Genomic DNA, 24899 nt, shown 5'->3' on the forward strand with positions numbered 1-24899 from the left:
TTCACGTGAAACCGGCGCGAGTCACGCGCCGCGCTGGATCGCCCGCTCGACGAGTCCGGCGTAGGTCTCCCCGAGCGACCGGCCGGCCGCCTCGACCGCCATCGGCAGCAGCGAGGTCTCGGTCAGTCCCGGCGACACCTTCGCGTCGAGGAAGTGCGGGACGCCGTCGGTATCGATGATCGCGTCCGTCCGGGAGATGTCGCGGAGCCCGAGCAGCTTGTGCGCGGCGATCGCCAGCTCCCCCGCCGCCGTCGCGGCGTCGGCGGAGATGTCGGCCGGGGCGCGGTAGTTGGTGAGCCCGGCGGTGTAGCGAGCCGTGTAGTCGTAGACGCCGTCCGCCGCCTCGATCTCGACCGCCGGCAGCGCCTTCGGACCGTCCGGCCCGTCGACGACCGTGATCGCGACCTCGGTCCCCTCGATGAAGCGCTCCACGAGGACCGCGTCGCCGTAGGACAGCGCACCCACCATCGCCGACGGCAGCCCCTCGGCGTCCCGGACCACCTGAGCGCCCAGACCGGAGCCGCCCTGGTCCGGCTTGAGCATCAGCGGCAGGCCGAGCTTGCCGACGAGCGCGTCCAGCACGTGCTGGGCTCCCAGCTCGCGGAAGGTCGCGTGGGGCAGTGCCACCCAGTCCGGCGTCGTCAGGCCCGCACGGGCCAGCTCAGCCTTCGCGGTGGGCTTGTCCCACGCGCGACGGGAGGCGTGCGGGCCGGTGCCGACGTAGGGGATGCCGAGCATGTCCAGCACGGCCTGCACCGAGCCGTTCTCCCCCTCCCCGCCGTGCAGCGCGATCACCACCGCGTCGGGACGCTCCTCGGTGAGACGGGACAGCAGGCGCGCGTCGGCGTCCCACTCCGCCACGGTCATGCCGACCGAGCGCAGCGCGGCGGACAACCGGCGACCGGAACGCAGCGACACGTCGCGCTCGTGCGACAGTCCACCGGCGAGCACGGCAACCCAGCGATCAGACACTTGTGAAGCACCTCGGAAAAGTAGCGGTCCACCGCACCTGGAGAGGCGCAGTGGACCGGTCGTGTGGATGGGAAAACTCACGCGGTATCGGGCGACGGCGCCTGCGGTCCCGGCACGCTCCTCGGCGGCACCGTACCGAAGGTGCGGACCAGCTCCATCTCCTCGGACAGCGTGTTGGCGAGCCGGCGCACGCCCTCGCGGATCCGCTCCGGCGTCGGGTAGCAGTACGACAGCCGCATCTGCCTGCTGCCGAAGCCGTCCCGGTAGAAGCCGGTGCCCGAGACGTAGGCGACCCGCTGGGTCACCGCGCGCGGCAGCATCGCCTTGGTGTCCACGCCCTCCGGCACGGTCAGCCAGACGAAGAAGCCGCCCTCGGGTTTGGTCCACGTGCACCCGGCCGGCATGTACTGCTCCAGCGCGGCCATCATCGCGTCCCGGCGTTCCCGGTACTGCTCCTGGAAGATCTTGATCTGGCCCTGCCAGTCGTGCGTCGACAGGTACCGCGAGACGATCATCTGGTTCAGCGTGGGTGGGCACAGCGTGGCCGACTCGGCCGTCAGCACCAGCTTCTCCCGGATCGCCAGCGGGGCCAGCACCCAGCCCACGCGCAGGCCCGAGGCGAAGGTCTTGGAGAACGAACCCAGGTACACCACGTTGTCCGGGTCCATGCTCCGCAGCGCCGGGTAGGGCTTGCCGTCGAAGCCGAGCAGGCCGTACGGGTTGTCCTCGACGACGAGGATGTCGGCCTGGCGGCAGATCTCCAGGATCTCGGCCCGCCGGTTCACCGCCAGCGTGATGCCGCCCGGGTTGTGGAAGTTCGGGATCGTGTACAGGAACTTGATCCGCTTGCCCTGCTTGCCGACCTCGTCGATGGCCTGGCGCAGCGCCTCCGGCTGCAGGCCGTCGTCGTCCATCGCCACGTGGACGACCTCGGCCTGGTACGCCCCGAACGATCCCAGCGCGCCCACGTACGACGGGCCCTCGGCCAGGATCACGTCACCCGGGTCGCAGAAGATGCGGGTCACCATGTCCAGGCCCATCTGGGAACCGGCGGTCACCACCACGTCGTCCGGGTGGGCGCTGATCCCCTCCAGGGCCATCACCTCGCAGATCTGCTCGCGCAGCTCCGGCACGCCGTGCGCGGAGCCGTACTGCAGCGCGACCTGCCCGTCCTCGGACACCAGCCGGGCCACCTCGGTGGCCAGCGAGTCCAGCGGGAGGGCGGCGAGGTTGGGCATGCCGCCCGCCAGCGAGACCACCTCGGGGCGGCTGGCGACGGCGAAGAGAGCTCGGATCTCGGAGGCGGTCATCCCGGCCGTGCGCTCGGCGTAGCGAGCTCGGTAGGCGTCCAGGTTGCGGGCGGCCTTGTCCAGCGACTGCTCGGGCTGGTCCGGTTGGCTTCCTTGATCCGACATATCGCGCTCCCGTTTCGGTTAGGCGCACCAAGATTCGGGCGATTCTATAAGGCCTATCGTCGTGCGGTATCGCCTGTGTAACAGGCCTCTCGTCGGCGCTGGTGGGCCGCCCGGCGGCCGCTTCGTCGTTTCACGTGGAACATCAGGTTGGTCCCGGTGCCGCTCGTCCGCCCGTGGATCTTGATTCGGTTGTGGTTAGGGATCTCACCCCATCGAGGCGTTCCGGGTGAGTAGCGGTGCTTCCCGTCGGGCAGGTGACCGGCCTATTCTGGCGGTACTCCCGCCGAACCGAGCGCGGGTTGGTGCGGCTTGCCAGGAGGTCAGGTGTCGCGACGCGTGGTCGGCGTCACGCTGGACAACCTCGACCACCTGCCCCCGAAGTGCCGCCGGTGCGTCTACTGGGAGCTGGCGCCGCACATCAGGGAGCAGGCGGAGGAGTTCGGCGAGACCGAGCTGGAGAAGGAGGCCTGGGTCTCCAGCGTGCTGCTGGAGTGGGGCTCCTGCGGTCGCCTCATCTACGTCGACGGCGTGCCCGCCGGGTACGCGATCTACGCGCCGCCCGCCGCCGTGCCGCGGGCCGCGTCCTTCCCCACCGCCCCGGTGAGCGCCGATGCCGTGCTGCTCACGGCGCTGAAGGTGACGCCCGAGTTCGAGGACGGCGGCCTGGGCCGCGTGCTGGTGCAGAACGTCGCCAAGGACCTGACCCGGCGCGGGGTGAAGGCGGTCGAGGCCTTCGGCGACCTGACCGGTGAGGCCGAGGGCTGCGTGATCCCGGCGGGGTTCCTGCAGCAGGTGGGGTTCAAGACGGTCCGCCAGCACCCGAAGTGGCCGCGGATGCGGCTGGAGCTGCGGACCGCCATCAGCTGGAAGGAGGACGTCGAGGCGGCCCTGGAGCGCCTCCTGACGTCCGTCACCATCAAGACCGCGGAACCGGCCGTCGGCGGCGCCTGAGACGCTCTCAGGCGCCCTCAGCGCGCGCCAGCTCGTGGCGCAGCAGGTCGTCGAAGGTGAACGTGCCCGTCGGCTGGTCGTCCTTGCCGAGCAGGTACAGGCGCTTGACCGCGACCAGCAGGCCCTCGGCCACCACGTCGCGGAACGACGGGTCGAGCAGCCGGTTGCGGTCGCCCTCGTTGGTCAGGTAGCCGAGCTCCATCCGGACCGCGGGCATGCGGGTCAGCCGGAGGACGTCCCAGGTCTTGGGGTGCGAGCGGCAGTCGCGCATGCCGGTGCGGGCCACGATCTCGCGCTGCAGGAAACCGGCCAGCGCTTCCCCCACCGTCGAGGTGGTGCCGTTGCCGGTGCCGAAGTGGAAGCTCGCCACGCCGTCGGCCAGCGGCGACGGGTTGGCGTCCAGGTGCAGCGACAGGAACATGTCGGCGCCCGCCTCGTTGGCGAACGCGGCGCGGTCGGCGTCGGGCGGGCAGGCGTTCGGCCCGCGCGTGATCAGCGCTTCCATGCCGGTGGCCACCATCCGGCCCTCCAGCCGGCGGGCCAGGTCCCAGGTCAGGTCGGCCTCGGAGACGTCGCCGACGGTGACCCCGCGGTCCGAACCGCCGTGGCCCGGGTCGATCACGATGCGCTTGCCGCGCAGCCGCGGACCGGCGCGGCGGACCTTCTCCTGCTCGCGCAGGAACACCGGCCGACCGCCGCGGACCTTGGGCGCGAGCTGCTTGAGGGCGCGCAGGGTGCCGGGGCCGCAGATGCCGTCCGGGGTGAGCCCGTAGTCGCGCTGGAAGCTGCGCAGCGCCTGCTCCGTCTCGGCGCTGAAGATGCCGTCCGGGCGTCCCGCGTCGTAGCCCAGCTCCAGCAGCCGCTCCTGCAGGGCGAACACGTCGTCGCCGCTGACCGGCTTGGACACCAGGAAGGCCAGCGAGCGGTCGCCGAGGCGCCAGCGGGCGTCGGTGAGCGCGCGGTAGGTGGCCGGCCCGACGACGCCGTCGGTGATCAGTCCGCGCTGCTGCTGGAATCCGCGTACCGCTTGTTCCACCGCTTCGTCGAAGATCGCGGGCCCCGGCCGACCGTTGGCCGGCAGCAGTCCCAGCGACGCAAGGGTGTTCTTGATCTCGGCAACGGCCGGACCGACGTCACCGCGGTGGAGCAGCTGCATGCACTCCTCGCTCGATTCAGGCGTCGGCGAGACACCGACGCGGAGGATGATCGGGTTGCCCCGATGTTCTGCGTTTGCGGAGCGGGCCCGCTGCCGGCGGACCCGTCGGGTCATTGTGCCTTGCGCGCCGCACCCCGGCGCTGCGGCCTACGAGCACCGGGTCGGACGTGCGACAACGGACCGTACACGATTGATCCCGCACGGCGGCGAAAACACGAACCCGCCGTCACTGTCCTATCGACAAGACGGCGGGTCCGCGTTATTCGGTTGCCCCGAAACGAGGCTGATTTCACAGCGAAATCACAGGTTTTCGATCAGAGGTAGTCCTCGAGGTCCGACAGCAGCGCGGCCTTCGGCTTGGCGCCGACGATCTGCTTGACCGGCGCGCCGTCCTTGAAGACCAGCAGGGTCGGGACCGACATCACCTGGTAGTCGCGGGAGATGCTGGGGTTCTGGTCGATGTCGAGCTTCGCGACGGTGATCTTGTCGGCGTGCTCGTCGGCGATCTCCTCCAGCACCGGGGCGACCATCTTGCACGGGCCGCACCAGGTGGCCCAGAAGTCGACCAGCACGGGCTTGTCGCTGTCGAGAACGGTGCTCTTGAAGGAATCGGCGTCCACGGTCACGGTGTTGCCGGCCATGTTCATCTCCCTTGTGTTGAGAAGTGGGGTGGTCTGGGTGTCGGGGGTGGCGGGCCTCAGGCCCCGTAGCCGCCGCCGACCAGTTCGGAGGCGATCTCGGCCTGCGGGGTCTCGTTCTCGGCGAGCCAGCGCTCGGCGTCGATCGCGGCGGAGCAGCCGGACCCGGCGGCGGTGATGGCCTGCCGGTAGGTGTGGTCCACCAGGTCACCGCAGGCGAACACGCCGGGGATGCCGGTGTGCGTGCTGGGCTGCTGGACCTGCACGTAGCCCTCGTCGTCGAGGGAGACCTGGCCGCGCACCAGCTCGCTGCGCGGGTCGTGGCCGATGGCCACGAACATGCCGCTCACGGCCAGCTCGGAGGTCTCGTCGGTGACGGTGTCGCGCAGCTTCAGCGAGGCGACCTTGCCCTCGCCCTGCACCTCGTCGACGGCCTTGTTGGTCAGCCACTTGATCTTCTCGTTGGCCCGCGCGCGCTCCAGCATGATCTTGGAGGCGCGGAACTCCTCGCGGCGGTGGATGATCGTCACCGACTTCGCGAAGCGCGTCAGGAAGGTGGCCTCCTCCATCGCCGAGTCACCGCCGCCGATCACGGCGATGTCCTGGTCGCGGAAGAAGAACCCGTCGCAGGTCGCGCAGGCCGACACGCCGCGTCCGAGCAGCGTCTCCTCGCCCGGGACGCCGAGGTAGCGCGCCGCGGCACCCATCGCGAGGATGACCGCGCGGGCCTTGTACTCGACCCCGTTGGCGACGACGGTCTTGACGTCACCGGCGAGGTCGACGCGCTCGACGTCCTCGGTGCGCAGCTCGGCACCGAAGCGCTCGGCCTGGGAGCGCATCTGCTCCATGAGGTCGGGACCCATGATCCCGTCCTTGAACCCCGGGTAGTTCTCCACCTCGGTGGTGGTCATCAAGGCGCCACCGAACTGGGTTCCCTCGAAGATCACCGGCTCCAGCTCTGCCCGGGCCGCGTACACCGCAGCGGTGTAGCCGGCCGGACCGGAACCAACGATGATCACGTTACGGACGTCGCTGGTCACCGTGCCCCTTCCCTCGTCGCGTCTGCGCCGCGCAAGGAGCGCGACCGTATTGGCATCAACGCGATCCTATTCGGCGATGTTCCCGATCTCCGGGACCCGGTGCTGCAGCGCACAACACGCCCGATTCCTCCCACGATGCGAGAGGAATCGGGCGTCGGGCGCTAGCTGCGGAGCGACCCGCACCGCCGAGCAAGGCGACCGCTCACCATCCCCTTAACCACCGAAGGTGCTGTCGGAGATCGTTGACGGGTTGCCGCTGCCGCAGTCGGGGCCGACCGCTAAGAGGCGGAACTTGCCGAGCCCGCCGCCGGGCAGCACCAGCAGTTGGGCGGGTTTGCCGTTGAGGGTGATCTCGCGGGCGCCCATCGGCTTGCCGCCGCGCACGCCGTTGGCCTGCAGGCAGCCGATCAGCTGCTGCGGGTCGGCGAGCGTGGACACGTACTGGTCCGAGGACATGACCTGCGAGAACTGCTGTCCGTCGAGGTGCACCTGGTCACCGGCGAGGGCCAGCGGCCCGCCCTGGCTGCCCTGCTGCGGCGACGGGGCCTGCGGCTGCGCGGTGTTGCTGTCGCCGCCGGTGCCCGGCAGGACCGCGAAGATCACCGCCGCTGCGGCCGCGGCGACGCCCACGAGCCCGGCGCCGAGCGTCATCCGGCGGCGGCGACGTGCCTTGGCCGCGGCGAAGTCGACGACCTGACCACCGCTGCCTGCAGGGCCGCTGGTCGCAGCGGTCGACATCGTTGGCACCGGGCGGGTCGGGTCCTCCTCACCGCTCCGGGCGCGGACCTCGGCCTGCAGCGCCGCTTCGATGCTCGCCGAGACGTCGTCCGGGATGGTCAGCGGCGGCAGGTCGGCGAGGTCGGCGCTGGTGGCGTCCAGCGCGGCCATGATCTCCCGAGCCTCCGGGTCGGCCTCGACCTGGCGGCGCAATTCGTCGGCGGTCGGGCCGTCCAGCACTCCCGCGTGCAGATCGGCCAGCAGGTCCAGGGACCAAGGTGGCCCCTGCGGCGCCCCCGCGCGCCGGCTCTCCCCGCTCATCGTCCCTCCCGTCGACGCATTGCCATCGCGTCATCTGGGACGTTCGCATCTGCACTTGGGTTCCGCAGGTGCCCCAGAAGTTTCGCGAGCCTGGCTCGGCCGCGCGCGCACCGGCTCTTGACGGTGCCGTCGGCGACCCCGAGCATCGCGGCGGTTTCGGCCACCGAATACCCCTCCACATCGACCAGGACGATCGCGGAGCGCTGGTCCTCCGGGAGTTGGGCCAGCGCGTCCTGCACGGCCATTCTGGTGTCCTGATCGGCGATCGCGTCGCGCGGGACCGCCGGTTCGGGGCCGGTTTCCGGCAGCGGGACCGTGGGGCGCGCCTGGCGGCGGCGGATCCGGTCCAGGCAGGCGTTCACGACGATCCGGTGCAGCCACGTGGTGACCTGCGATTCGGCGCGGAACGACGCGGCGTTGCGGAAGGCCGAGATCATCGCGTCCTGCAGCGCGTCCGCCGCCTCGTCGGGGTCGCGCGTGGTCCGCAGCGCCACGGCCCACAGCCGATCTCGATGTCGGCGGAAGAGCTCGGAGAACGCATGCGGATCCCCGCTTGTGTGCGCCGCGATCAGCTCGGCGTCGGAAGGGACAGGGACAGACACGGCTCAAGACAATACTGACCGTGAGACGCCGCTAGGGCGGCGTGCGGAAATGTGACCGAATTCCGCTGCGTGCCCAGGAAAAAGCGGATGTGATCGTGACTTCGATCACATCCGCTTCGTCGTTGTCGCCGTCAGGCCGCGCTGCCGGACACCGTGATCTCGTTGATCTTGGAGCTGAACTCGCCGCCCTCCTGCGAGAGCTGGGTGAGCACCACCATGATCTTGCTGCTCGGCGCCACCGCCTCCAGCTTGATCGGCGTGTCCCCGGAGTTGAGGGTCGCACTGCCCAACAGCTTCGAGTCCATGCTCGGCGAGCCGTCGACCTGGCGGATCTCCACCTTGGAACCGGCGCTCGGCGAGTTGATGACGATCTGCTGCAGCACCGCCGGGCGCTCCAGGGTCAGCACGGCACCGGTGGCGGTGTTGATGCCGCCGGGACCCAGCTGCTGGTAGTAGCCGAAGGTCGACCAGTAGGTGCTCGGGTCGCCGTCGAAGAGGTTGTTGATCCGCGCCGGCGCGTCCGGCTGGCCCTGGGCGGTGAACGACTCGCCGCTCGCGATCTTCACCGGCGCCGCCTGCGGCGACGGTTGCTGGGCGGCGGTTCCCGGGTTGTTGCCGCTGATCACCGTGCCGGTGCCGCTGGACTGGTTCGACTCGGTGAAGATGCCGATCACGCCGACCGCGATCCAGCCGATCACCAGGATCGTCGCGACCGCGAGCACGCCGACGCTGACCGCGAGCTTCTTGTTCCGGGTCTTGTCCGGCTTCGGGTCCTCGCGCCGCCACACCTCGTTGGACTCGGCGGGCGGGGTGCCGTTGGACAGCGTGTTCGTCGGCTCGTAGGTCGCGTACTGCTCCAGCACCCGCAGCACGGCCGCGCCGGTGCGGACGCCGCCGGTGGTGCCGGTCGAGTCCGGGTTGCCCAGCGCGCGAACCGCGACGGTGGACAGCTCCATCGGCACGGTCGGGCGCAGCGTGCGCGGCGCGACGAGGTTCCCGTCCGGTCCGGTCGGTGCCGCGGGCAGCCCCTCGGGGGCGTCGCCCAGCGCCCAGCGTCCGGTCAGCAGCAGGTAGAGCGCGGCGCCGAGGCCGCGCACGTCGTCGCTGGAGGTGGCGTGCGCGAGCGGTCCCGGGAACGCCATCCGCACTTCGCCTTCCGGCGTGACCCGGATGCGCTGCGGGTGATCGGCGCCCAGCACGAGACCGGCGTGGTGCGCCGCCTCGACCGCCGCGGCCAGCGGCTGCATCAGCCGGGCAGCGGTCCCCGGCGGCAGCGGGCCCTCGGCGACCAGGTCCAGCAGATCGGTGCCGTGCGTCCACTCGGCGATGACCAGACCGAGGACCCCGGGCGGATCGCCTGCGGACGAGGTGACGACGTCGAGCACCCGCGCGACGCCGACGTGGTTGAAGGTGCTGGCGTGCATCGCGCGTTCCAGGGTGCGTCGCGCGTTGGTGGCGGCCTCGGCGTCCGCGCGATCCCCGACCAGGATCGTCAGCGCGACGTCGCGGCCCAGGACTCCGTCCTTGGCACGCCACAGTTCGGCGTTGCAGCGATCATCGGAACCGACTTGGGAGAGCAGCCGGTACCGGCCGTGGTCCAAGACCCGGCCCGGTGTGAGCTGCTCCGGGGCGTCGGCTCCCGGTTCGTCGTCGCTGTCCGCCGCGATCCGCTCGGTGGGTTTGCTGGTCACCTTCCCTCTCCCGCTCCTCCCGGTCCGCCTACGGGTTGCCCTCACGGAAGGAGACTTCGTAGACGAGGGTACGTGACGCGAAAGTCAGCGACGACGTAGCAAACCGGTGAGGCGCCCGATCGCCGGTTGAAGTTCCGCCACTCGAAGCATGGACATCAACCCGAAGATCACCGCGAACCCGATGACGCTGCCGATCAGCAGCTGCAACCACCCGGTTCCGGCCCCCGCCGCGCCCGGGACCAGCGCGTCGATGCCGACGGCGACACCCCACGCGGCGAGTCCGCCGATCACCGAGGCGATCAGCGATTTGCCCGCCGTGGCGAGAAATCGCCTGCTGCCGAGCGGTCCGAGCCGGTGCCGCAGCCAGGCCTCGCCGACCAGCCAGCCGACGATGAACGTGAAGGAGTTGACAAAGGTCAGACCGAACACGATCTGATCGGACGGCAGGATCGCGGCCACCAGGACCGCCAGCAGCACCTTCGCCACGGTCATCACGACCATGATCAGCGTCGGCGTGCGGGCGTCGTTGAGCGCGTTGAACGTCCGCATCTGCATCATCGTCAGCGCGTACGGCAGCACGCCGAAGGCCGAAATCGCCAGCGCCACACCGAGCGTCGTGGCCGACCCGGTCTCGCCGCGGAGCGCGAACAGGGACAGCGCCAGCGGCACGCCGAGCGCGGTCATCACCGCGCTGACCGGCATCAGCGTCACCGTCGACAGCCGGTTGCCCAGCGACAGGTCGTCGATCACCTTCGCGTAGTCCTCGTCGGCGGCGGCCGCCGACATGCGCGGCAGGATCGCGGTCATGATCGAGAACCCGATGACGCCGTACGGGAGCTGCAGCAGCATCCAGACGTAGTTGTAGGTCGACCAGCCGCCCGCGTCGCCGGTGAAGGCGACCCGGCTCAGCGCGACCAGACCGATCTGGCTGACCGCGACGTAGGCCAGCATCCACAGCGCCAGGCCGCCGAACTCCGACAGCCGGGAGTCCCAGCCCCAGCGCCAGCGGAAGGTGAAGCCGGTCGAGCGCAGCGCCGGGATCTGGATCGCGGCCTGGCTGACCACGCCGAGCGTGACGCCGATGCCGAGCACCAGCACGTGCGCGTCGGTCATGGTGACGGGGTTGAGCGACATCTCCCCCGGCAGCAGCATGTACACGCCGATCGTGACGATCACGACCAGGTTGTTGACCACCGGCGCCCAGGCCGGCGGGCTGAAGATCTGCTTGGACTGCAGGATCGCGCCGGCCAGCGCGGACAGGCCGTAGAAGAAGATCTGCGGCAGCAGCAGGTAGGCCAGGACGTTGACGAGCTCGGTGTTCGAGGTGTCCGACGCGGTGACGAAGATCCAGGTCAGCAGCGGGGCGGCGATGACGGCGATGAGCGTGCCGATGCCCAGCACGACCACGGCCAGCGTCATCATCTGCTGCACGAACCGCTGCCCGCCGTCGGCGTCGGCCTTCTGCGAGCGCACCAGCACCGGCACCACGACGCTGGTCAGCACGCCGCCGATGAGCAGCTCGAAGATGCTGTTGGGCAGCGTGTTGGAGACGTTGAACGAGTCGTTGACGACGCCGAAGCCGACCGCGAAGGCCAGCAGCAGCTTCCAGAAGAAGCCGGTGATCCGGCTGATCAGCGTCGCGATCGCCATCGATCCGCTGGCCTTGAGCAGCGACGGCTTGCCCGGTGAGACCGGCCGGATGACCTCGGTCTGCGCCTGCTCGAAGGCCTGATCCGGGCCCGGTTCGGCGGGGATCGCCGCGATCGGCTGCGTCTCGGCGACGTGCCAGCCCTGCCGGGGGTGGCCGCCCGGCCGTCCCTGCCGCGGGTCGCGGTTCATGGGCATCGTCGGGCTGTCGGGCTGCCCGCCGGACAGCCTGGGATCCTGTCGGTTCACTACCTCAATCCTTACCCGCGCCTGCGCCGCCCGGCGTTCCGGGACGTGCGCACCAGGATCTCAGCCCCGGTCGCGGTCGCCTTCGGTGGTGGGCCGCTGCGCGGCGGGAGCGCCGGTGGCGGTGTGCGCGAGCGGCTGCGTCTGGGCCGCGTCGGCCGCCTGCTGAGCTGCGGCTTTGCGTTCCCGGCGGGCCTTGGCCTTGTTCAGGATGCGGCGCACCGACAGCAGCACCAGCACGGCACCGGCGATGCCGGTCAGCCACGGGATCATCGGGCCGTACTCGGTGGACTCCATCGGCAGCCGCTTGGTGGTGCCCAGCGGCGTGCCGGAGCCCGCGGTGACGCTGATGTCGACCATGAAGCGGCCCGCGCGCTTCGCGGAGGCCTCCAGCATGAACTGGCGCCGCCCGTTCGCGGGCACGGTGGCCAGGCCGCCGCCGAAGTCGTGCTGCACCTCGACTCCCGGCACGTTCGGGATCTTGAACCGGATGCCGACGGTGAACGGCAGGTCGTTGACCACGGTGACCGGGATCGGGCTGTCCGAGGACAGCCGGTTGGTGGTGCCCGGGTACTCCTCGATGCGGACCTTGCCGAGCATGTCGTGGATCGGCCCGGTGGCGCGGCGCACCCAGTCGTCGGCCGCGCCGGCGTTGCCGCGCCAGGCGCTGGAGACGCCGTGCAGCAGGCCGTTGCGCAGCGGCGTCGTGACCCGGCCGGGCTCGACGGTCTGGGCGCGGTCCGACTCCGAGGAGCGGGCCAGGTCGCCGACCTTGAAGTTATGCGCGGCGAGGTGGTCGATCACCTCGCGCGGGATCTCCGAGCCGCCCGCCTGCACCGGGTAGGTCAGGTCGGCCTCGGCGAGAGTCGCCGGGTTCGGCTCGGGCAGCGCGGTGAGCCGGATCAGCCCGTCGGCGTCGAGCTTGGACAGCCCGGTGAGCAGGCCGCGCAGGTCGTCGGCCCGCATGTTCCAGCGGCGCGGCGGCACCAGCACCGAGGTCGCGTTCGGGACGTAGCCGCCGGTGGCCCGGAACGCCAGCGCGCCGAGCGCGTTCTGCGAGGTCAGCGACCCGCCGCCGGGCGGCGAGGGCTGGGTGACCTCCTGCTGGGTGTCGCGGTTCGGGTCGAGCGCGGAGGCCATCAGCGGGTCGATCGGGATGGCGGTGGTGTTGCTGCCGCGCAGCTTGACCGGGGTCAGCGAGCCGGCCGGGATGTTCACCGCGCGGGTGTCGAGCAGCATCGTCGACGGCAGGTCGCCGGCCTTCGGGTCGGCGATCGCGCCCTCGATCGGCCACAGCACGTCGCGCGGGTCGACGCCGAGCCCGTCCGGGGCGCTGAGCAGCTGGGAACCGTCCATCGCGCCGTTGACCAGGTCGGACAGCCCGGCGCGGCCGAGCGCGACGACGTCGGCGTCGGCGTAGGGCAGCGGGATGACGCAGCGGCCGGTGGTGGCCTGGCGGAGCTTGGTCAGCCACAGGTCGGCGGCGGAGCGGCCGATGCCCTCGACGAGGGTGCCGTTGGGCTGGCGCACCTGGTAGCCGCCCTGCATGGCCTTGGCGGTGATGAGCAGGTCCGGGTCGATGGCGAAGCACAGCGCGTTGCCCAGCGAGGACCCGGCCGGGGCGCTGTCGCTGATGGCCTGCACGAGGTCGTAGAGCCGCCCGCCGGGGGCGAGCGAGGTGGAGAGCTGGTCGTCGACGAGCACCGCGCGGCCGCCGGGCAGCGCCTCGCGCTCCAGGCGCGGGGTGTCGACGATCGGCACGATCAGGCTCGTCGGGGTGGCCTGCGCGGGGCGCATCGGCGGCTGGCCGGGCAGCGCGGTGACCGGCAGCAGGAACTGGGCCTCGGCGATCCGGCTGCCGCCCGCCTGGACGTTGACCAGCAGCGGGTAGACGCCGGGCTGGCTGAGCTGCAGCGAGTTCGCGCCGGTCAGCGGGACGCGGATCTGCACGGGCAGGGACTGGCCGGGTTCGAGCCGGTCGGCGAGCGGCGCGGAGGCGGGCTGGGTGATGCCGTCGGAGCCCTCGCGGATGGCGCGCTGCACCGCGGGTTCGCTGGTGGGCGGGGTGCCGCGTTCGACGCGGGCCTGGATCCCGTTGAGCGCGCGACCGCCGCGGTTGGTCAGCGTGCCGCTGACGACGACCTCGCCCGGTGATCCGCCGCCCACCACCGATGGCGTGACCTTGGTCACGTCGAAGTCGGCTGCGTTGCCGCTCTGCGCGGTCGCCCCGGTGACCGGCAGCATCGCGAACAACAGCACCGCGCACAGCGCGGCCAGCAGAAACCTCACGTCTGCTCCGTCCCGCTCCCTCTCGTCGGTCGTGCCCCGAGGCGTTCGCCTCCCGCGCGACCGTCCGCGCCGCCGTCGCGCTCACCGCCGTCGCGCAGGCTCAGGGCCCGGCGCACGAGTCGGCGTTCGTCGGCGTAGGCCAACACCTCGTCCAGCTCACCGAGCGGCACCCATGCCACCTCGGTGACCTCCACGTCCTCGTCGGACAGCTCTCCGCCCACCGCGTCCAGCAGGTAGTGGTGCACGGTCTTGTGGATCCGCCGGTTCCCGGCGGCGAACCAGTAATCGATGGTGCCGATCGCGATCACCACGCGGCCGATGATGCCGGTCTCCTCGGCGACCTCCCGCACCGCGGTCTGCTCCGGCGTCTCACCAGGCTCGATGTGTCCCTTCGGCAACGACCACAGCAGTCGCCCCCTGCGATCCAACCTCCCGATGATCGCAGCCAGCCGGTGATCGCCGTCGATCACCAGCCCTCCGGCCGAGGTCTCGTCGACCGTCCGCAGCCGACGCCGCCGGCGCCGGTTCCGACGCCCCGGCTGGGAACCGCCGGAGCGGCCGGGCGACGGGGGCATGGCCCCGATGGTAGTGCTTCGCGGGAGGGCGCGGTCGGCTCGCACGGGCCCCGGGCGGTGGAACCTCGGGCGCGCGTCGTGGGTGGTCTCACGCGGCCGATACCCTGGTGAATCGTGTCCACCAAGCAGCAACCCGGCATTCCTCAGGCCTCCTCCGAGCTCGATGCCCAGCGCAACGCCGTCGTCGAGCTGATCAAGGTCGCGCCGGTCGCCGAGGAGCTGGGCGAGCGCTTCGCCGCCGCCGGTCACCGGCTCTACCTGGTGGGCGGCAGCGTGCGGGACGCCCTGCTGGGGCGCCTGGGCACGGATCTGGACTTCACCACCGACGCCCGCCCGGAGCAGGTCCGCGAGCTGCTGACCGGCTGGGCGGAGACGATCTGGGACACCGGCATCCAGTTCGGCACGCTCGGCGCCTTCCGCCGAGGCACGACGGTGGAGATCACCACCTTCCGCGCCGACAGCTACGACCGCGTCGGCCGCAACCCCGAGGTGGCCTTCGGCGACTCCATCTCCGGGGACCTGGTGCGCCGCGACTTCACGGTCAACGCGATGGCCATCGAGCTGCCCGCGCGCACCTTCGTCGACCTGCACGGCGGGATGTCCGACCTGGTCGAGCGGCGGCTGGACACCCCGGCCGCGCCGGAGGACTCCTTCGCCGACGACCCGCTGCGGATGCTGCGCGCGGCCCGCTTCGTCGCCCAGCTGGGCTTCACCCCCAGCGAGCGGGTCGTCGAGGCGATGACCGCGATGTCCGGCGAGATCGCCCGGATCACCCCGGAGCGCGTGCAGGTGGAGCTGTCGAAGCTGTTGTGCGGCGAGTTCCCGCGGCGCGGGGTGGAGCTGCTGGTGAGCTCGGGGCTGGCCGAGCACGTGCTGCCCGAGGTGCCGGCGATGAAGCTGGAGATCGACGAGCACCACCAGCACAAGGACGTCTACAGCCACTCGCTGACCGTGCTGGACCAGGCCATCGACCTGGAGCGGGCGGCCGACCCGGACGGCGAGCCGGACCTGGTGCTGCGGCTGGCGGCGCTGCTGCACGACATCGGCAAGCCGGCGACCCGGCGCTTCGAGTCGGGCGGCGGGGTGAGCTTCCACCACCACGAGGTGGTCGGGGCGAAGATGACCCGCAAGCGGCTGCGCGCGCTGCGCTACCCCAAGGACGTCATCAACCAGGTCTCGGACCTGGTGTTCCTGCACCTGCGGTTCCACGGCTACAGCGACGGGCAGTGGACGGACTCGGCGGTGCGCCGCTACGTCAACGACGCGGGCCCGCTGCTGCCCCGCCTGCACAAGCTGGTGCGCGCCGACTGCACGACCCGCAACAAGCGCAAGGCCAACGCGCTGCAGCGCGCCTACGACGATCTCGAGGAGCGGATCGACCGGATCGCGGCCGAGGAGGACCTGGCGAAGGTCCGCCCGGACCTCGACGGCAACGAGATCATGCAGCTGCTCGGCGTCGATCCGGGTCCGGTGGTGGGCAAGGCGTGGAAGCACCTCAAGGAGCTCCGGCTGGACCGCGGACCGATGTCGCGGGAGGAAGCGATCGCCGAGCTGCACCGCTGGGCCCGCGAGCAGGGCATTGAAACCGCAGGTCAGTGACCTGCAGCCGGTGCACTATTACTACTGAGTGCTGACCAGTGAGCATTACCGCTCACTGGTCAGCACTCGTTCGTATCGGTTTCCGGTTTTCCGCCCATCTTGTTGCGCGAGGAAGGGACCGTCCCCGCCGATCCGGTGAGATCATGCGGAGGTGGGATCGGACGCCAAAGGATCAGACGCCGAGGTGGAGCCGGGCACCCTGCTGGTCGCCGCTCCGCAGCTGATGGACAAGAACTTCCGGCGAACCGTCGTCTACGTCATCCACCACCGCTCGGAGGGCACCCTCGGGGTCGTGCTCAACCGGCCCAGCGAGGTCGCCGTGCACGACGTGCTCCCGAAGTGGGGCGACCACGCGACGCTCCCCCAGTCGCTGTTCGTCGGCGGACCGGTCGAGCAGCGCACGGCGATCTGCCTGGCGACCCTGCGCGCCGGTGAGGACGTCGGGGCGATCGACGGAGTGGTCGGCGTGCGCGGGCCCGTGGGGATGGTCGACCTGGACGGCGACCCGGAGGCGCTGGCGCCCCGCACGCGCGGACTGCGGTTCTTCGCCGGCTACTCGGGCTGGGACGCGGGCCAGCTGGCCGGGGAGATCGAGCGCGGCGACTGGCTGGTCGTCCCGGCGCTGCCCGACGACGTCATCGCCGACCCCGACACCGAGCTGTGGTCCCGGGTGCTCCGCAGGCAGGGCCCGCCGCTGGCGTACCTCGCCACCCACCCCGGAGACGTGAAGCTGAACTAGTTCTCCACAGCCTGTGGACAACTTCCTGTGGAGAACGTGGGGAGAAGTGCGTTCTCACTGGTCAGCCGCCGCAGCAGCCGCCCGCGCACCCTCCACAGCCGGCGGCCGGAGCGGGAGCCGGGACGGTCTCCGCGGCCCGGTTGCCCACAACCCCGCCGACGGTCATCAGCGCGAAGGCGCCGACCAGGCCGAGCACCGCGACCATCCCGACGCTGAAGCCGCTCACCAGCGCGGGCAGCGACACCCCGGCCAGCACGGCGATCGCGCCGCCGGCCAGCATCGCCGGACCGGCCGCCCGGTTGGCGAGCTCGAAGGCCTCCTCGCTGCGCATCGCGGCGGGAGTCCGTACGCCGACGTAGGTGTTGAGGGGCAGCGAACCCCGGAGGCCCCGGAACCCGAGCAGCACCAGGGCCGCTCCGCCGAGGATCAGAACCGCGCAAAGGATCACCTGAACAGCGAGCACCCCCGCAGCCTAAACCTCCGCCCGGCGGAGATCCGCCGGACATCGGCTCCGGGTGCGCTGTCCCACACGCCGAGCGGAAACCGTTTTGCCTGGTCCGCTACTCTGGAGCCATGAGCGCGCGGCTGCTTCTTGCGAGGCCGCGTTGAACCGATGAGACGGTTCAGCGCGGCGACCCCTCATGCCCGACCAGGGCTGGGGGGTTTTCCGTTTTTCGGGGGCGGCACACTAGGGCGCACGAACGCGCGCGTTCCGGCGGAGCAGGGAAGGACGCAAACGACATGACTGGCCAGCCCAACGAGGCCACTTCGACCGAAGAGGTGCCGGCGCACCGCTACACGGCGGGCACCGCGACCGAGATCGAGCAGCGCTGGCAGCGGGAGTGGACCGAGCGCGGCACGTTCCACGCGCCGAACCCCGCGGGCCCGCTGGCCGACGGCGAGGTGCCCGAGGACAAGCTGTTCGTCCAGGACATGTTCCCGTACCCGTCCGGTTCCGGTCTGCACGTCGGGCACCCGCTGGGCTACATCGGCAGCGACGTCTACGCCCGCTACCACCGGATGCTGGGCCGCAACGTGCTGCACACGATGGGCTTCGACTCGTTCGGCCTGCCCGCCGAGCAGTACGCGGTGCAGACGGGCACCCACCCGCGCACCACGACCGAGGCCAACATCGAGCGCTTCCTGGGCCAGATCCGCCGGCTGGGCCTGGGGCACGACGAGCGCCGCCGCATCGCCACCACCGACATCGAGTTCTACCGGTGGACCCAGTGGATCTTCCTGCAGATCTTCAACGCCTGGTACGACCCGGACGCCGACGGCGGCCGGGGCCGCGCGCGGCGGATCAGCGAGCTGGAGGCCGAGTTCGCCTCCGGTGAGCGCGCCACCCCGGACGGCCGCCCGTGGGCGGAGCTGTCCGAGGCCGAGCGGCGCGACGTCGTCGACCCGTACCGGCTGGCCTACCTGTCCGAGGCGCCGGTCAACTGGGCGCCGGGCCTGGGCACCGTGGTGGCCAACGAGGAGGTGACCGCGGACGGGCTGACCGAGCGCGGCAACTTCCCGGTGTTCCGCCGCAACCTGAAGCAGTGGATGATGCGGATCACCGCCTACGCGGACCGCCTGGTCGACGACCTGGACCGGCTGGACTGGCCGGACAAGGTCAAGACGATGCAGCGGAACTGGATCGGCCGCTCGCAGGGCGCCAACGTGGTGTTCCCGGTCGGCGACTCCGGCCGGTCCGTCGAGGTCTTCACGACCCGTCCGGACACCCTGTTCGGCGCGACCTACATGGTCCTGGCGCCGGAACACCCGCTGGTCGACGAGCTGGTCGCGGACGCCTGGCCGGACGGCGCGGACGAGCGCTGGACCGGCGGCGCGGCCACCCCGGCGGACGCGGTGGCCGACTACCGGCGCGCCGCCTCGATGAAGTCCGACCTGGACCGGCAGGAGAACAAGGAGAAGACCGGCGTCTTCACCGGCGCCTACGCGGCCAACCCGGTCAACGGCGCGCAGATCCCGGTCTTCATCGCCGACTACGTGCTGATGGGCTACGGCACCGGCGCGATCATGGCCGTCCCCGGCCAGGACCAGCGCGACTGGGACTTCGCCACGGCCCTGGGGCTGCCGATCATCCGGACCGTGCAGCCGGCCGACGGGTTCGACGGCGAGGCCTACACCGGCGACGGACCGGCCATCAACTCCGCGTCGGAGTCCACCGGCCTGAGCCTGAACGGCCTGGACATCGCCGACGCCAAGAAGACCGTGATCGCCTGGCTGGAGGAGCACGGCCACGGCCGCGGCACGGTCCAGTACAAGCTGCGCGACTGGCTGTTCGCCCGCCAGCGCTACTGGGGCGAGCCGTTCCCGATCGTCTACGGCGACGACGGCGTGCCGCGCGGCGTGCCGGAGGACCAGCTGCCGGTCGAGCTGCCGGAGGTGGAGGACTACTCGCCGCGCACCTTCGACCCGGAGGACGCCGACTCGCGCCCGGAGCCGCCGCTGGCCAAGGCCGAGGCGTGGCGCAACGTCGAGCTGGACCTGGGCGACGGGCTCAAGCACTACGAGCGCGACACCAACGTCATGCCGCAGTGGGCGGGTTCCTGCTGGTACCAGCTGCGCTACATCGACCCGGACAACTCCGAGCGGTTCGTCGACCCGGCCAACGAGCAGTACTGGATGGGCAAGAACCCGCAGAAGCACGGCGGCAACGACCCGGGCGGCGTGGACCTCTACGTCGGCGGCGTCGAGCACGCCGTGCTGCACCTGCTGTACTCGCGGTTCTGGCACAAGATCCTGTTCGACCTGGGCTACGTGTCCTCGGAGGAGCCGTACCGGCGGCTGTACAACCAGGGCTACATCCAGGCCTACGCCTTCACCGACGCGCGCGGCGTCTACGTCCCGGCCGAGGAGGTCGAGGAGAAGGACGGGAAGTTCTTCTACCAGGGCGAAGAGGTCTCCCGCGAGTACGGGAAGATGGGCAAGAGCCTGAAGAACTCGGTGTCGCCGGACGAGATGGCCGACGCCTACGGCGTGGACACGCTGCGGCTGTACGAGATGTCGATGGGCCCGCTGGAGGCCTCGCGCCCGTGGGTGACCAAGGACGTCGTCGGCTCGCACCGGTTCCTGCAGCGGCTGTGGCGCAACGTCGTCGACGAGACGACGGGTGAGCTGCGGGTGACCGACGAGGAACCGGACACCGAGATGCTGCGCGCCCTGCACAAGACGATCGCGGGCGTCCGGGAGGACTTCGCCGAGCTGCGGTTCAACACCGCGGTGGCGAAGCTGATCGAGTTCAACAACCGGATCACCAAGACCTACGCCTCGGCCGCGGGCACCCCGCGCTCGGTGGTGGAGCCGCTGGTGCTGATGGTGGCGCCGCTGACGCCGCACCTGGCGGAGGAGCTGTGGACCCGCCTGGGCCACGCCGAGAGCCTGGCGCACGGCCCGTTCCCGGTCGCCGACGAGCAGTACCTGGTGGAGGACTCGATCGAGTACCCGATCCAGGTCAACGGCAAGGTCCGCTCCCGCGTCCAGGTCCCGGCCTCCGCCGATCAGGACGCGGTGAAGTCCGCGGCCCTGGCCGACGACAAGATCGTCGCGGCGCTGGACGGCAAGGACCCCCGCAAGGTCATCGTCGTCCCCAACCGCCTGGTCAACATCGTCGCCTGACCCTCGCTCACCCTCCGCACGTCAAAAACCCCGGTTTTCGTCCCCGCGAAAACCGGGGTTTTCGACGTTCCGGACCCCGACGGTTCGCACCTCGGGTCAAATCCTGCGGTATTCGACCGGTCAAAAACCGCAGGATTCGACCGGTCAAAACCTGCGGTATTTGACCCGAGGTTCCGCGGGGTTCGGGCGTGTGCGGGGTTGGGGGTGGGTGTCCGGTATTACGCTGCGTGGTGAGTTTCGTCGCATGGCGGGGTTACCCGTCGGTAACTACGGTGGGCGGCGTCGGACGGAGAAGCTGGAGGCCGCGAGATGACCAAGCCCGCTGACGCGAGGTCCGCTGACACCGAGCCCGCTGACAGGTCCGCCGGGGCGGGGTCCGGGGACGGGCCCGCGTTCGACGCCGCTGAGCTGCGGACGCTGCTGGACGGTCGGTGGGCGTCGGTGCGCGAGAAGGTCCGCGCGTCGCTGCGCGAGAACGACCTGTCCAACGCCGACCACCTCGACACCGAGAGCCACCGGGCGCGGACGCTGGAGCAGCTGCGGCTGCTGGCCAAGTCCGGCGTGCCCGAGCTCGGCTTCCCCGTCGCCCAGGGCGGCGGCGGTGACCAGGGCGGATCGGTGGTCTCGCTGGAGCTGCTGGCCGGGAACCTGTCGCTGATGGTCAAGTCCGGCGTGCAGTGGGGCCTGTTCGGCGGCGCGGTCGTCGCCCTGGGCACCGAGCGGCACCACGAGCGCTACCTGCGCGACATCATGAGCGCCGAGCTCCCCGGCTGCTTCGCGATGACCGAGACCGGGCACGGCTCCGACGTGCAGCGGCTGCGCACCACCGCCACCTACGACCCGGCGACGCAGGAGTTCGTCGTCCACACCCCGCACGAGGCGGCGCGCAAGGAGTACATCGGCAACGCCGCCCGCGACGGCCGGATGGCCGTGGTGTTCGCCCAGCTCATCACCGCGGGCAAGAGCCACGGCGTGCACGCGCTGCTGGTGCCGATCCGGGACGAGGCGGGCAACCCGCGCGAAGGCGTGCGGATCGAGGACTGCGGCCGCAAGGCCGGGCTCAACGGCGTCGACAACGGCCGCCTCTACTTCGACCAGGTGCGGGTGCCGCGCGAGAACCTGCTCAACCGCTACGGCGACGTCGCCGAGGACGGCACCTACACGAGCCCGATCGACAGCGAGGGCAAGCGCTTCTTCACCATGCTCGGCACGCTCATCCGCGGCCGGATCTCGGTGGCGGGCACCTCGGGCTCGGCGGCCAAGCTGGCGCTGGAGATCGCGCTGCGCTACGCCGACGCGCGCCGCCAGTTCGACCGCCCGGGCTCCGACCAGGAGGTCGTCGTCCTCGACTACCTGGCGCACCAGCGGAAACTCCTCCCGGCGCTGGCGAAGTCGTTCGCCCTGCACTTCGCCCAGGAGGAGCTGGTGCAGGCCCTCGACGAGGTGCAGCGCACCGGTGACGAGCGCGCCCAGCGCGAGCTGGAGTCCCGCGCCGCCGGGCTCAAGGCGGTCACCACCTGGCACGCGACGCACACCATCCAGACCTGCCGCGAGGCCTGCGGCGGCGCCGGGTACCTCACCGAGAACCAGCTCGCGGGCCTGAAGGCCGACACCGACGTGTTCACCACGTTCGAGGGCGACAACACGGTCCTGCTGCAGCTGGTCGCCAAGGGCCTGCTGACCAACTACAAGGACCAGTTCGACGGGATCGGCACGCTGGGCCTGGCGAAGTTCGTCGCCGACCAGTTCGTGGGCGCGGTCATCGAGCGCTCCGCGGCGCACTCCATCGTGCAGCGCATCATCGACGCGTCGAACAAGGACGACATCCTCGACCGCGGCTGGCAGCTCAAGGCCTTCGAGGACCGCGAGGAGCACGTCCTCGACGGGCTGGGCCGCAGGCTGCGGAAGGCCAACAAGGACAACGCCTTCGAGGTGTTCAACGACGCGCAGGACCACGTGCTGCGGGCCGCCCGGGTGCACATCGACCGGCTGGTGCTGGAGTCGTTCGTCGCCGCCGTCGACCGCTGCGCCGACCCGCGCAACGCCGCACTGCTCGACAAGGTCTGCGATCTCTACGCGCTGACCATCATCGAGGAGGACAAGGCCTGGTTCCTGGAGCACGAGCGGATCAGCGCCCGTCGCGCCAAGTCCATCACCCAGGCCGTCAACACCCTCTGCGGCGAACTGCGCCCGCACGCGGTCGATCTCGTCGAGGCCTTCGGCATTCCCCGGCAGTGGCTCACCGCCCCCATCGCGACCGGGGCCGAATCCGCCCGCCAGGACGCGCAAATCGCCCACGACAGGACACATCCCCTGCCGTGACGCGGTTTCTCCCCCGGTGGTGTTCGAAGCGGAGGGAACCGGAGCGGTTCCGGTGCGTCCGAGGGACGTACGCGTGGAACACCACCGAGGGAGGAAGCGATGAGAGCGCTGGTTCGCAAGAGCGCCGTGGCCGCGGTCAGCGGAGCGCTGCTGCTGGGGGTCCCGGTGACCGGGTCGGCCGCCGAGAGCGCGGCCATCACCTGCAATTCCGATTCCAGCGGCGAGGACGCGTCGTTCTACGGCGGGCCCTCGGCGGGCTACACCTACGACGAGAAGTTCAGCGCGGGCCCGGCCATCCCGGGCATCCCCGAGCACACGCCGCAGGGCCTGGCCGCGTGGAACGACTGGGACGGCGCGGGCCACGGCCTGCTGCTGATCACCGCCTACGGCCCCGACGGGTCGAACGCCAAGATCTACGGCGTCGACCCGGCCTCCGGCAAGACCGTCGGCGACGTCGAGATCGCCGAGACGCACGCCAGCGGCATCGCGATCGCCCGCGGCTGGGCGTTCGTGACCGGCCGGAACAACTCCGAGGGCCACTACACGATCCGCAAGTACAAGCTGTCCCAGATCGCCGACGCGCTCAAGGCCGAGGGCAGCCCGTACCTGAAGCAGACCGGCGAGGCCCGCGAGGTCTACGGCGCCTCGTTCCTGGCCGGTGACGGGAACACGCTCTACGCGGGCAAGTACAGCCGCGACGGCCGGGAGAAGATGTACGCCTACTCCGTCGCCGAGAACGGCGACCTGACCACCGGCAAGTCCTTCGAGGTCCCCAAGGGCACCCAGGGCCTGATGGTCACCGGCGACGAGTTCGTCTACAGCACCTCGCTGTCCCGCGACGTGCGCAGCAACATCTACGTCACCACCAAGGGCGCCACCGACATCGACATCCCGGCGACGCACTGCTTCCGCTCCCCGAGCATGTCCGAGGGCATCGACGACCTGGGCGGAACCGCCTACGTGCTGCACGAATCCGGCTCCGGCCAGTACCCCGACGCGCTCAACGTCGTGAAGCGGCTGCACAAGGCGAAGGCCGGATCCCTGTAAGCCGGCTCCCGGCGGGTCAGCCGCCGCGCAGCCAGCGGACGAACCCTCCCCAGAACCCGGCGGGCCGGTAGGGGCCGGGTTCGCGCCGCACGACCGGAGTCGGCGAACCCAGCCACGGCCGGATCTGCTTGGGCGGTGGCGGGAACGTCACCGGTAACGAGGCCAGGGCCCGGTGGAACGGGCCGGGTTTCCACTCCAGCTCGTCGGCGGGCACCGCGGGTTCCAGGTCCGGCAACCGGTCCAGGACGCGTTCGACGGCCGCGGTGCCCGTCATCCGCGCGATGCGCTGCGCGGGTGTCGGGCACGCGTGCCTGCCCGCGCCGAACGCGACGTGCGCCCGATTCCCCACTCTCCCGGGGGAATCCACCGCCGGATCGGTGTTGGCGCCGGCGAAGCTGATCAGCAGCGGCTGGTCCGCAGGCACCGGGATGCCGCCGACCTGCACCTCCCGGGTGGGGAAGACGGCGCCGTGGTTGGCGATCGGCGGATCGGTCCACAGCACCTCGTCGAGCGCGTCGGCCACCGGCAGGCTCCCGCCGGAGAGGTCCCCGGCGAACCGCTCGTCGACCAGCAGCAACCGCAGCGTGTTCGCGATCAGGTTCTGCAGCGGTTCGCTGCCCGTCCCGCACAGCAGCGTCACCTGGTGCACCGCCTCCTCGTCGGAGAGCCCGGCCTGGTGCGCGAGCAGCCAGGACACCACGTCGGGGCCGGGTTTCCGGCGCTTGGCGGCGACGAGCTCGGCGACGGCCTCGCCGATGCCGCGCCCGCCGTCCACGCCGTCGGACAGGGCCAGCGCCCCGGAGACGATCTTCTCCGAGATCACCGGCGGCGCCCCGCAGATCCGGGTCACCATCAGCAGCGGCAGCACCCGCGCGTACTGCTCGACCAGGTCCGCCCTGCCGTCGGCGGCGAACCGGTCGATGAGCGCGTCGGCGGTCTCCTCCAGGTGGGTGCGGAGCTCCCTGGTGTCGACGCGGGCGAGCGCGTCGGTCATGGCGCCGCGCAGCCGGGTGTGCGGGGCGCCGTCGGTGAACATGCAGTTCGGCCGGTAGGTCATCTGCGGCAGCACCGGGCAGTTCTGCGGCACGGTGCGCTGCCAGGACCTCGGGTCCTTCGGGAAGTTCGCCGGATCGCGCAGCACCTGGAGCGCTTCGGCGTAGCCGAGCACCAGCGTCGCGGGCACGTCCGGTGCGATCTCCACGGGTGCGGTCGGTCCGGCTTCCCGCAGCCGCCGGTAGGCGGACTGCGGGTCGGCGGCGAATTCCGGTGCGTGCAACCGGGTTCGGTCGTCGGTCACGAATGCTC

The 24899-nt window shown here is 71.0% G+C and carries 19 protein-coding genes; 6 read left to right on the forward strand and 13 right to left on the reverse strand.

Annotation, left to right across the window (positions count from 1 at the left end):
• Nucleotides 1–21: 21 nt before the first annotated feature.
• Nucleotides 22–972, reverse strand: a complete 951-nt coding sequence (locus tag BM424_RS18475; protein ID WP_093419596.1) for a D-alanine--D-alanine ligase family protein — start codon at nt 970–972, stop codon at nt 22–24.
• 77 nt (nt 973–1049) lie between these two features.
• Nucleotides 1050–2387, reverse strand: coding sequence for an aminotransferase-like domain-containing protein (locus BM424_RS18480; protein ID WP_093419598.1), 1338 nt, complete (start codon nt 2385–2387; stop codon nt 1050–1052).
• 324 nt (nt 2388–2711) lie between these two features.
• Between BM424_RS18480 and BM424_RS18485 the strand changes: the two genes are divergently transcribed.
• A complete protein-coding gene (locus tag BM424_RS18485; protein ID WP_093419601.1) occupies nt 2712–3338 on the forward strand; it encodes a GNAT family N-acetyltransferase in 627 nt (208 codons plus the stop codon).
• A 7-nt stretch (nt 3339–3345) separates the two neighbouring features.
• On the opposite strand, the gene BM424_RS18490 is transcribed toward BM424_RS18485, so the two are convergent.
• From BM424_RS18490 to BM424_RS18530, 9 genes are all read right to left on the reverse strand, one after another.
• A complete protein-coding gene (locus BM424_RS18490; RefSeq protein ID WP_093419604.1) occupies nt 3346–4494 on the reverse strand; it encodes an N-acetylmuramoyl-L-alanine amidase in 1149 nt (382 codons plus the stop codon).
• Between the two features lie 314 nt (nt 4495–4808).
• On the reverse strand, nt 4809–5141 hold the full coding sequence (trxA, locus tag BM424_RS18495; RefSeq protein ID WP_139274098.1) for a thioredoxin: 333 nt from the start codon (nt 5139–5141) through the stop codon (nt 4809–4811).
• Between the two features lie 50 nt (nt 5142–5191).
• Nucleotides 5192–6172, reverse strand: coding sequence for a thioredoxin-disulfide reductase (gene trxB, locus BM424_RS18500; RefSeq protein ID WP_093419609.1), 981 nt, complete (start codon nt 6170–6172; stop codon nt 5192–5194).
• Nucleotides 6173–6385: 213 nt separating this feature from the next.
• The gene (locus BM424_RS18505) at nt 6386–7210 is read right to left on the reverse strand and encodes an anti-sigma factor (protein WP_175548157.1); all 825 of its coding nucleotides are present in this window, start codon (nt 7208–7210) and stop codon (nt 6386–6388) included.
• Nucleotides 7207–7812: an RNA polymerase sigma factor SigM gene (sigM, locus tag BM424_RS18510; RefSeq protein WP_093419612.1), complete on the reverse strand. Its 606-nt coding sequence runs from the start codon at nt 7810–7812 to the stop codon at nt 7207–7209. Before sigM ends, BM424_RS18505 begins: the two co-directional genes overlap by 4 nt.
• A gap of 131 nt (nt 7813–7943) precedes the next feature.
• Nucleotides 7944–9503, reverse strand: coding sequence for a protein kinase family protein (locus tag BM424_RS18515; RefSeq protein WP_093419614.1), 1560 nt, complete (start codon nt 9501–9503; stop codon nt 7944–7946).
• 84 nt (nt 9504–9587) lie between these two features.
• A complete protein-coding gene (murJ, locus tag BM424_RS18520) occupies nt 9588–11399 on the reverse strand; it encodes a murein biosynthesis integral membrane protein MurJ (RefSeq protein ID WP_245775953.1) in 1812 nt (603 codons plus the stop codon).
• Nucleotides 11400–11459: 60 nt separating this feature from the next.
• Nucleotides 11460–13685, reverse strand: a complete 2226-nt coding sequence (locus BM424_RS18525) for a DUF6049 family protein (protein ID WP_093419617.1) — start codon at nt 13683–13685, stop codon at nt 11460–11462.
• Nucleotides 13682–14260 carry an NUDIX hydrolase gene (locus tag BM424_RS18530; protein WP_093419620.1) on the reverse strand — a complete coding sequence of 193 codons (579 nt, stop codon included), beginning with the start codon at nt 14258–14260 and terminating at the stop codon, nt 13682–13684. Before BM424_RS18530 ends, BM424_RS18525 begins: the two co-directional genes overlap by 4 nt.
• A gap of 114 nt (nt 14261–14374) precedes the next feature.
• Here BM424_RS18530 and BM424_RS18535 point away from each other — a divergent pair, with 114 nt between their 5' ends.
• Both BM424_RS18535 and BM424_RS18540 read left to right on the forward strand, forming a co-directional pair.
• Nucleotides 14375–15859, forward strand: a complete 1485-nt coding sequence (locus BM424_RS18535) for a CCA tRNA nucleotidyltransferase (RefSeq protein WP_245775954.1) — start codon at nt 14375–14377, stop codon at nt 15857–15859.
• A 223-nt stretch (nt 15860–16082) separates the two neighbouring features.
• A complete protein-coding gene (locus BM424_RS18540; RefSeq protein WP_245775980.1) occupies nt 16083–16598 on the forward strand; it encodes a YqgE/AlgH family protein in 516 nt (171 codons plus the stop codon).
• Nucleotides 16599–16659: 61 nt separating this feature from the next.
• On the opposite strand, the gene BM424_RS18545 is transcribed toward BM424_RS18540, so the two are convergent.
• Nucleotides 16660–17061, reverse strand: a complete 402-nt coding sequence (locus BM424_RS18545; RefSeq protein ID WP_093419628.1) for an SdpI family protein — start codon at nt 17059–17061, stop codon at nt 16660–16662.
• 278 nt (nt 17062–17339) lie between these two features.
• Between BM424_RS18545 and leuS the strand changes: the two genes are divergently transcribed.
• The 3 genes from leuS (at nt 17340) to BM424_RS18560 (ending at nt 23594) form a co-directional block, all read left to right on the forward strand.
• The gene (gene leuS, locus BM424_RS18550; RefSeq protein ID WP_093419631.1) at nt 17340–20225 is read left to right on the forward strand and encodes a leucine--tRNA ligase; all 2886 of its coding nucleotides are present in this window, start codon (nt 17340–17342) and stop codon (nt 20223–20225) included.
• Between the two features lie 309 nt (nt 20226–20534).
• Nucleotides 20535–22547 carry an acyl-CoA dehydrogenase family protein gene (locus tag BM424_RS18555; RefSeq protein WP_093419633.1) on the forward strand — a complete coding sequence of 671 codons (2013 nt, stop codon included), beginning with the start codon at nt 20535–20537 and terminating at the stop codon, nt 22545–22547.
• A gap of 99 nt (nt 22548–22646) precedes the next feature.
• Nucleotides 22647–23594, forward strand: coding sequence for a hypothetical protein (locus BM424_RS18560; RefSeq protein ID WP_093419636.1), 948 nt, complete (start codon nt 22647–22649; stop codon nt 23592–23594).
• Nucleotides 23595–23610: 16 nt separating this feature from the next.
• On the opposite strand, the gene BM424_RS18565 is transcribed toward BM424_RS18560, so the two are convergent.
• Nucleotides 23611–24891, reverse strand: coding sequence for a cytochrome P450 (locus tag BM424_RS18565; RefSeq protein ID WP_093419638.1), 1281 nt, complete (start codon nt 24889–24891; stop codon nt 23611–23613).
• Nucleotides 24892–24899: the final 8 nt, after the last annotated feature.

This window comes from Saccharopolyspora flava (genome assembly GCF_900116135.1).
Taxonomy (GTDB): Bacteria; Actinomycetota; Actinomycetes; order Mycobacteriales; family Pseudonocardiaceae; genus Saccharopolyspora; species Saccharopolyspora flava.

What these genes read in the sequence shown, in the direction of transcription:
- BM424_RS18540 (WP_245775980.1), top strand. Translation starts at nt 16,083, where the DNA reads ATGGACAAGAACTTCCGGCGAACCGTCGTCTACGTCATCCACCACCGC.
- trxA (WP_139274098.1), bottom strand. Translation starts at nt 5,141, where the DNA reads ATGAACATGGCCGGCAACACCGTGACCGTGGACGCCGATTCCTTCAAG.
- BM424_RS18480 (WP_093419598.1), bottom strand. Translation starts at nt 2,387, where the DNA reads ATGTCGGATCAAGGAAGCCAACCGGACCAGCCCGAGCAGTCGCTGGAC.
- leuS (WP_093419631.1), top strand. Translation starts at nt 17,340, where the DNA reads ATGACTGGCCAGCCCAACGAGGCCACTTCGACCGAAGAGGTGCCGGCG.
- BM424_RS18560 (WP_093419636.1), top strand. Translation starts at nt 22,647, where the DNA reads ATGAGAGCGCTGGTTCGCAAGAGCGCCGTGGCCGCGGTCAGCGGAGCG.
- BM424_RS18505 (WP_175548157.1), bottom strand. Translation starts at nt 7,210, where the DNA reads ATGAGCGGGGAGAGCCGGCGCGCGGGGGCGCCGCAGGGGCCACCTTGG.
- BM424_RS18555 (WP_093419633.1), top strand. Translation starts at nt 20,535, where the DNA reads ATGACCAAGCCCGCTGACGCGAGGTCCGCTGACACCGAGCCCGCTGAC.
- BM424_RS18490 (WP_093419604.1), bottom strand. Translation starts at nt 4,494, where the DNA reads ATGCAGCTGCTCCACCGCGGTGACGTCGGTCCGGCCGTTGCCGAGATC.
- BM424_RS18530 (WP_093419620.1), bottom strand. Translation starts at nt 14,260, where the DNA reads ATGCCCCCGTCGCCCGGCCGCTCCGGCGGTTCCCAGCCGGGGCGTCGG.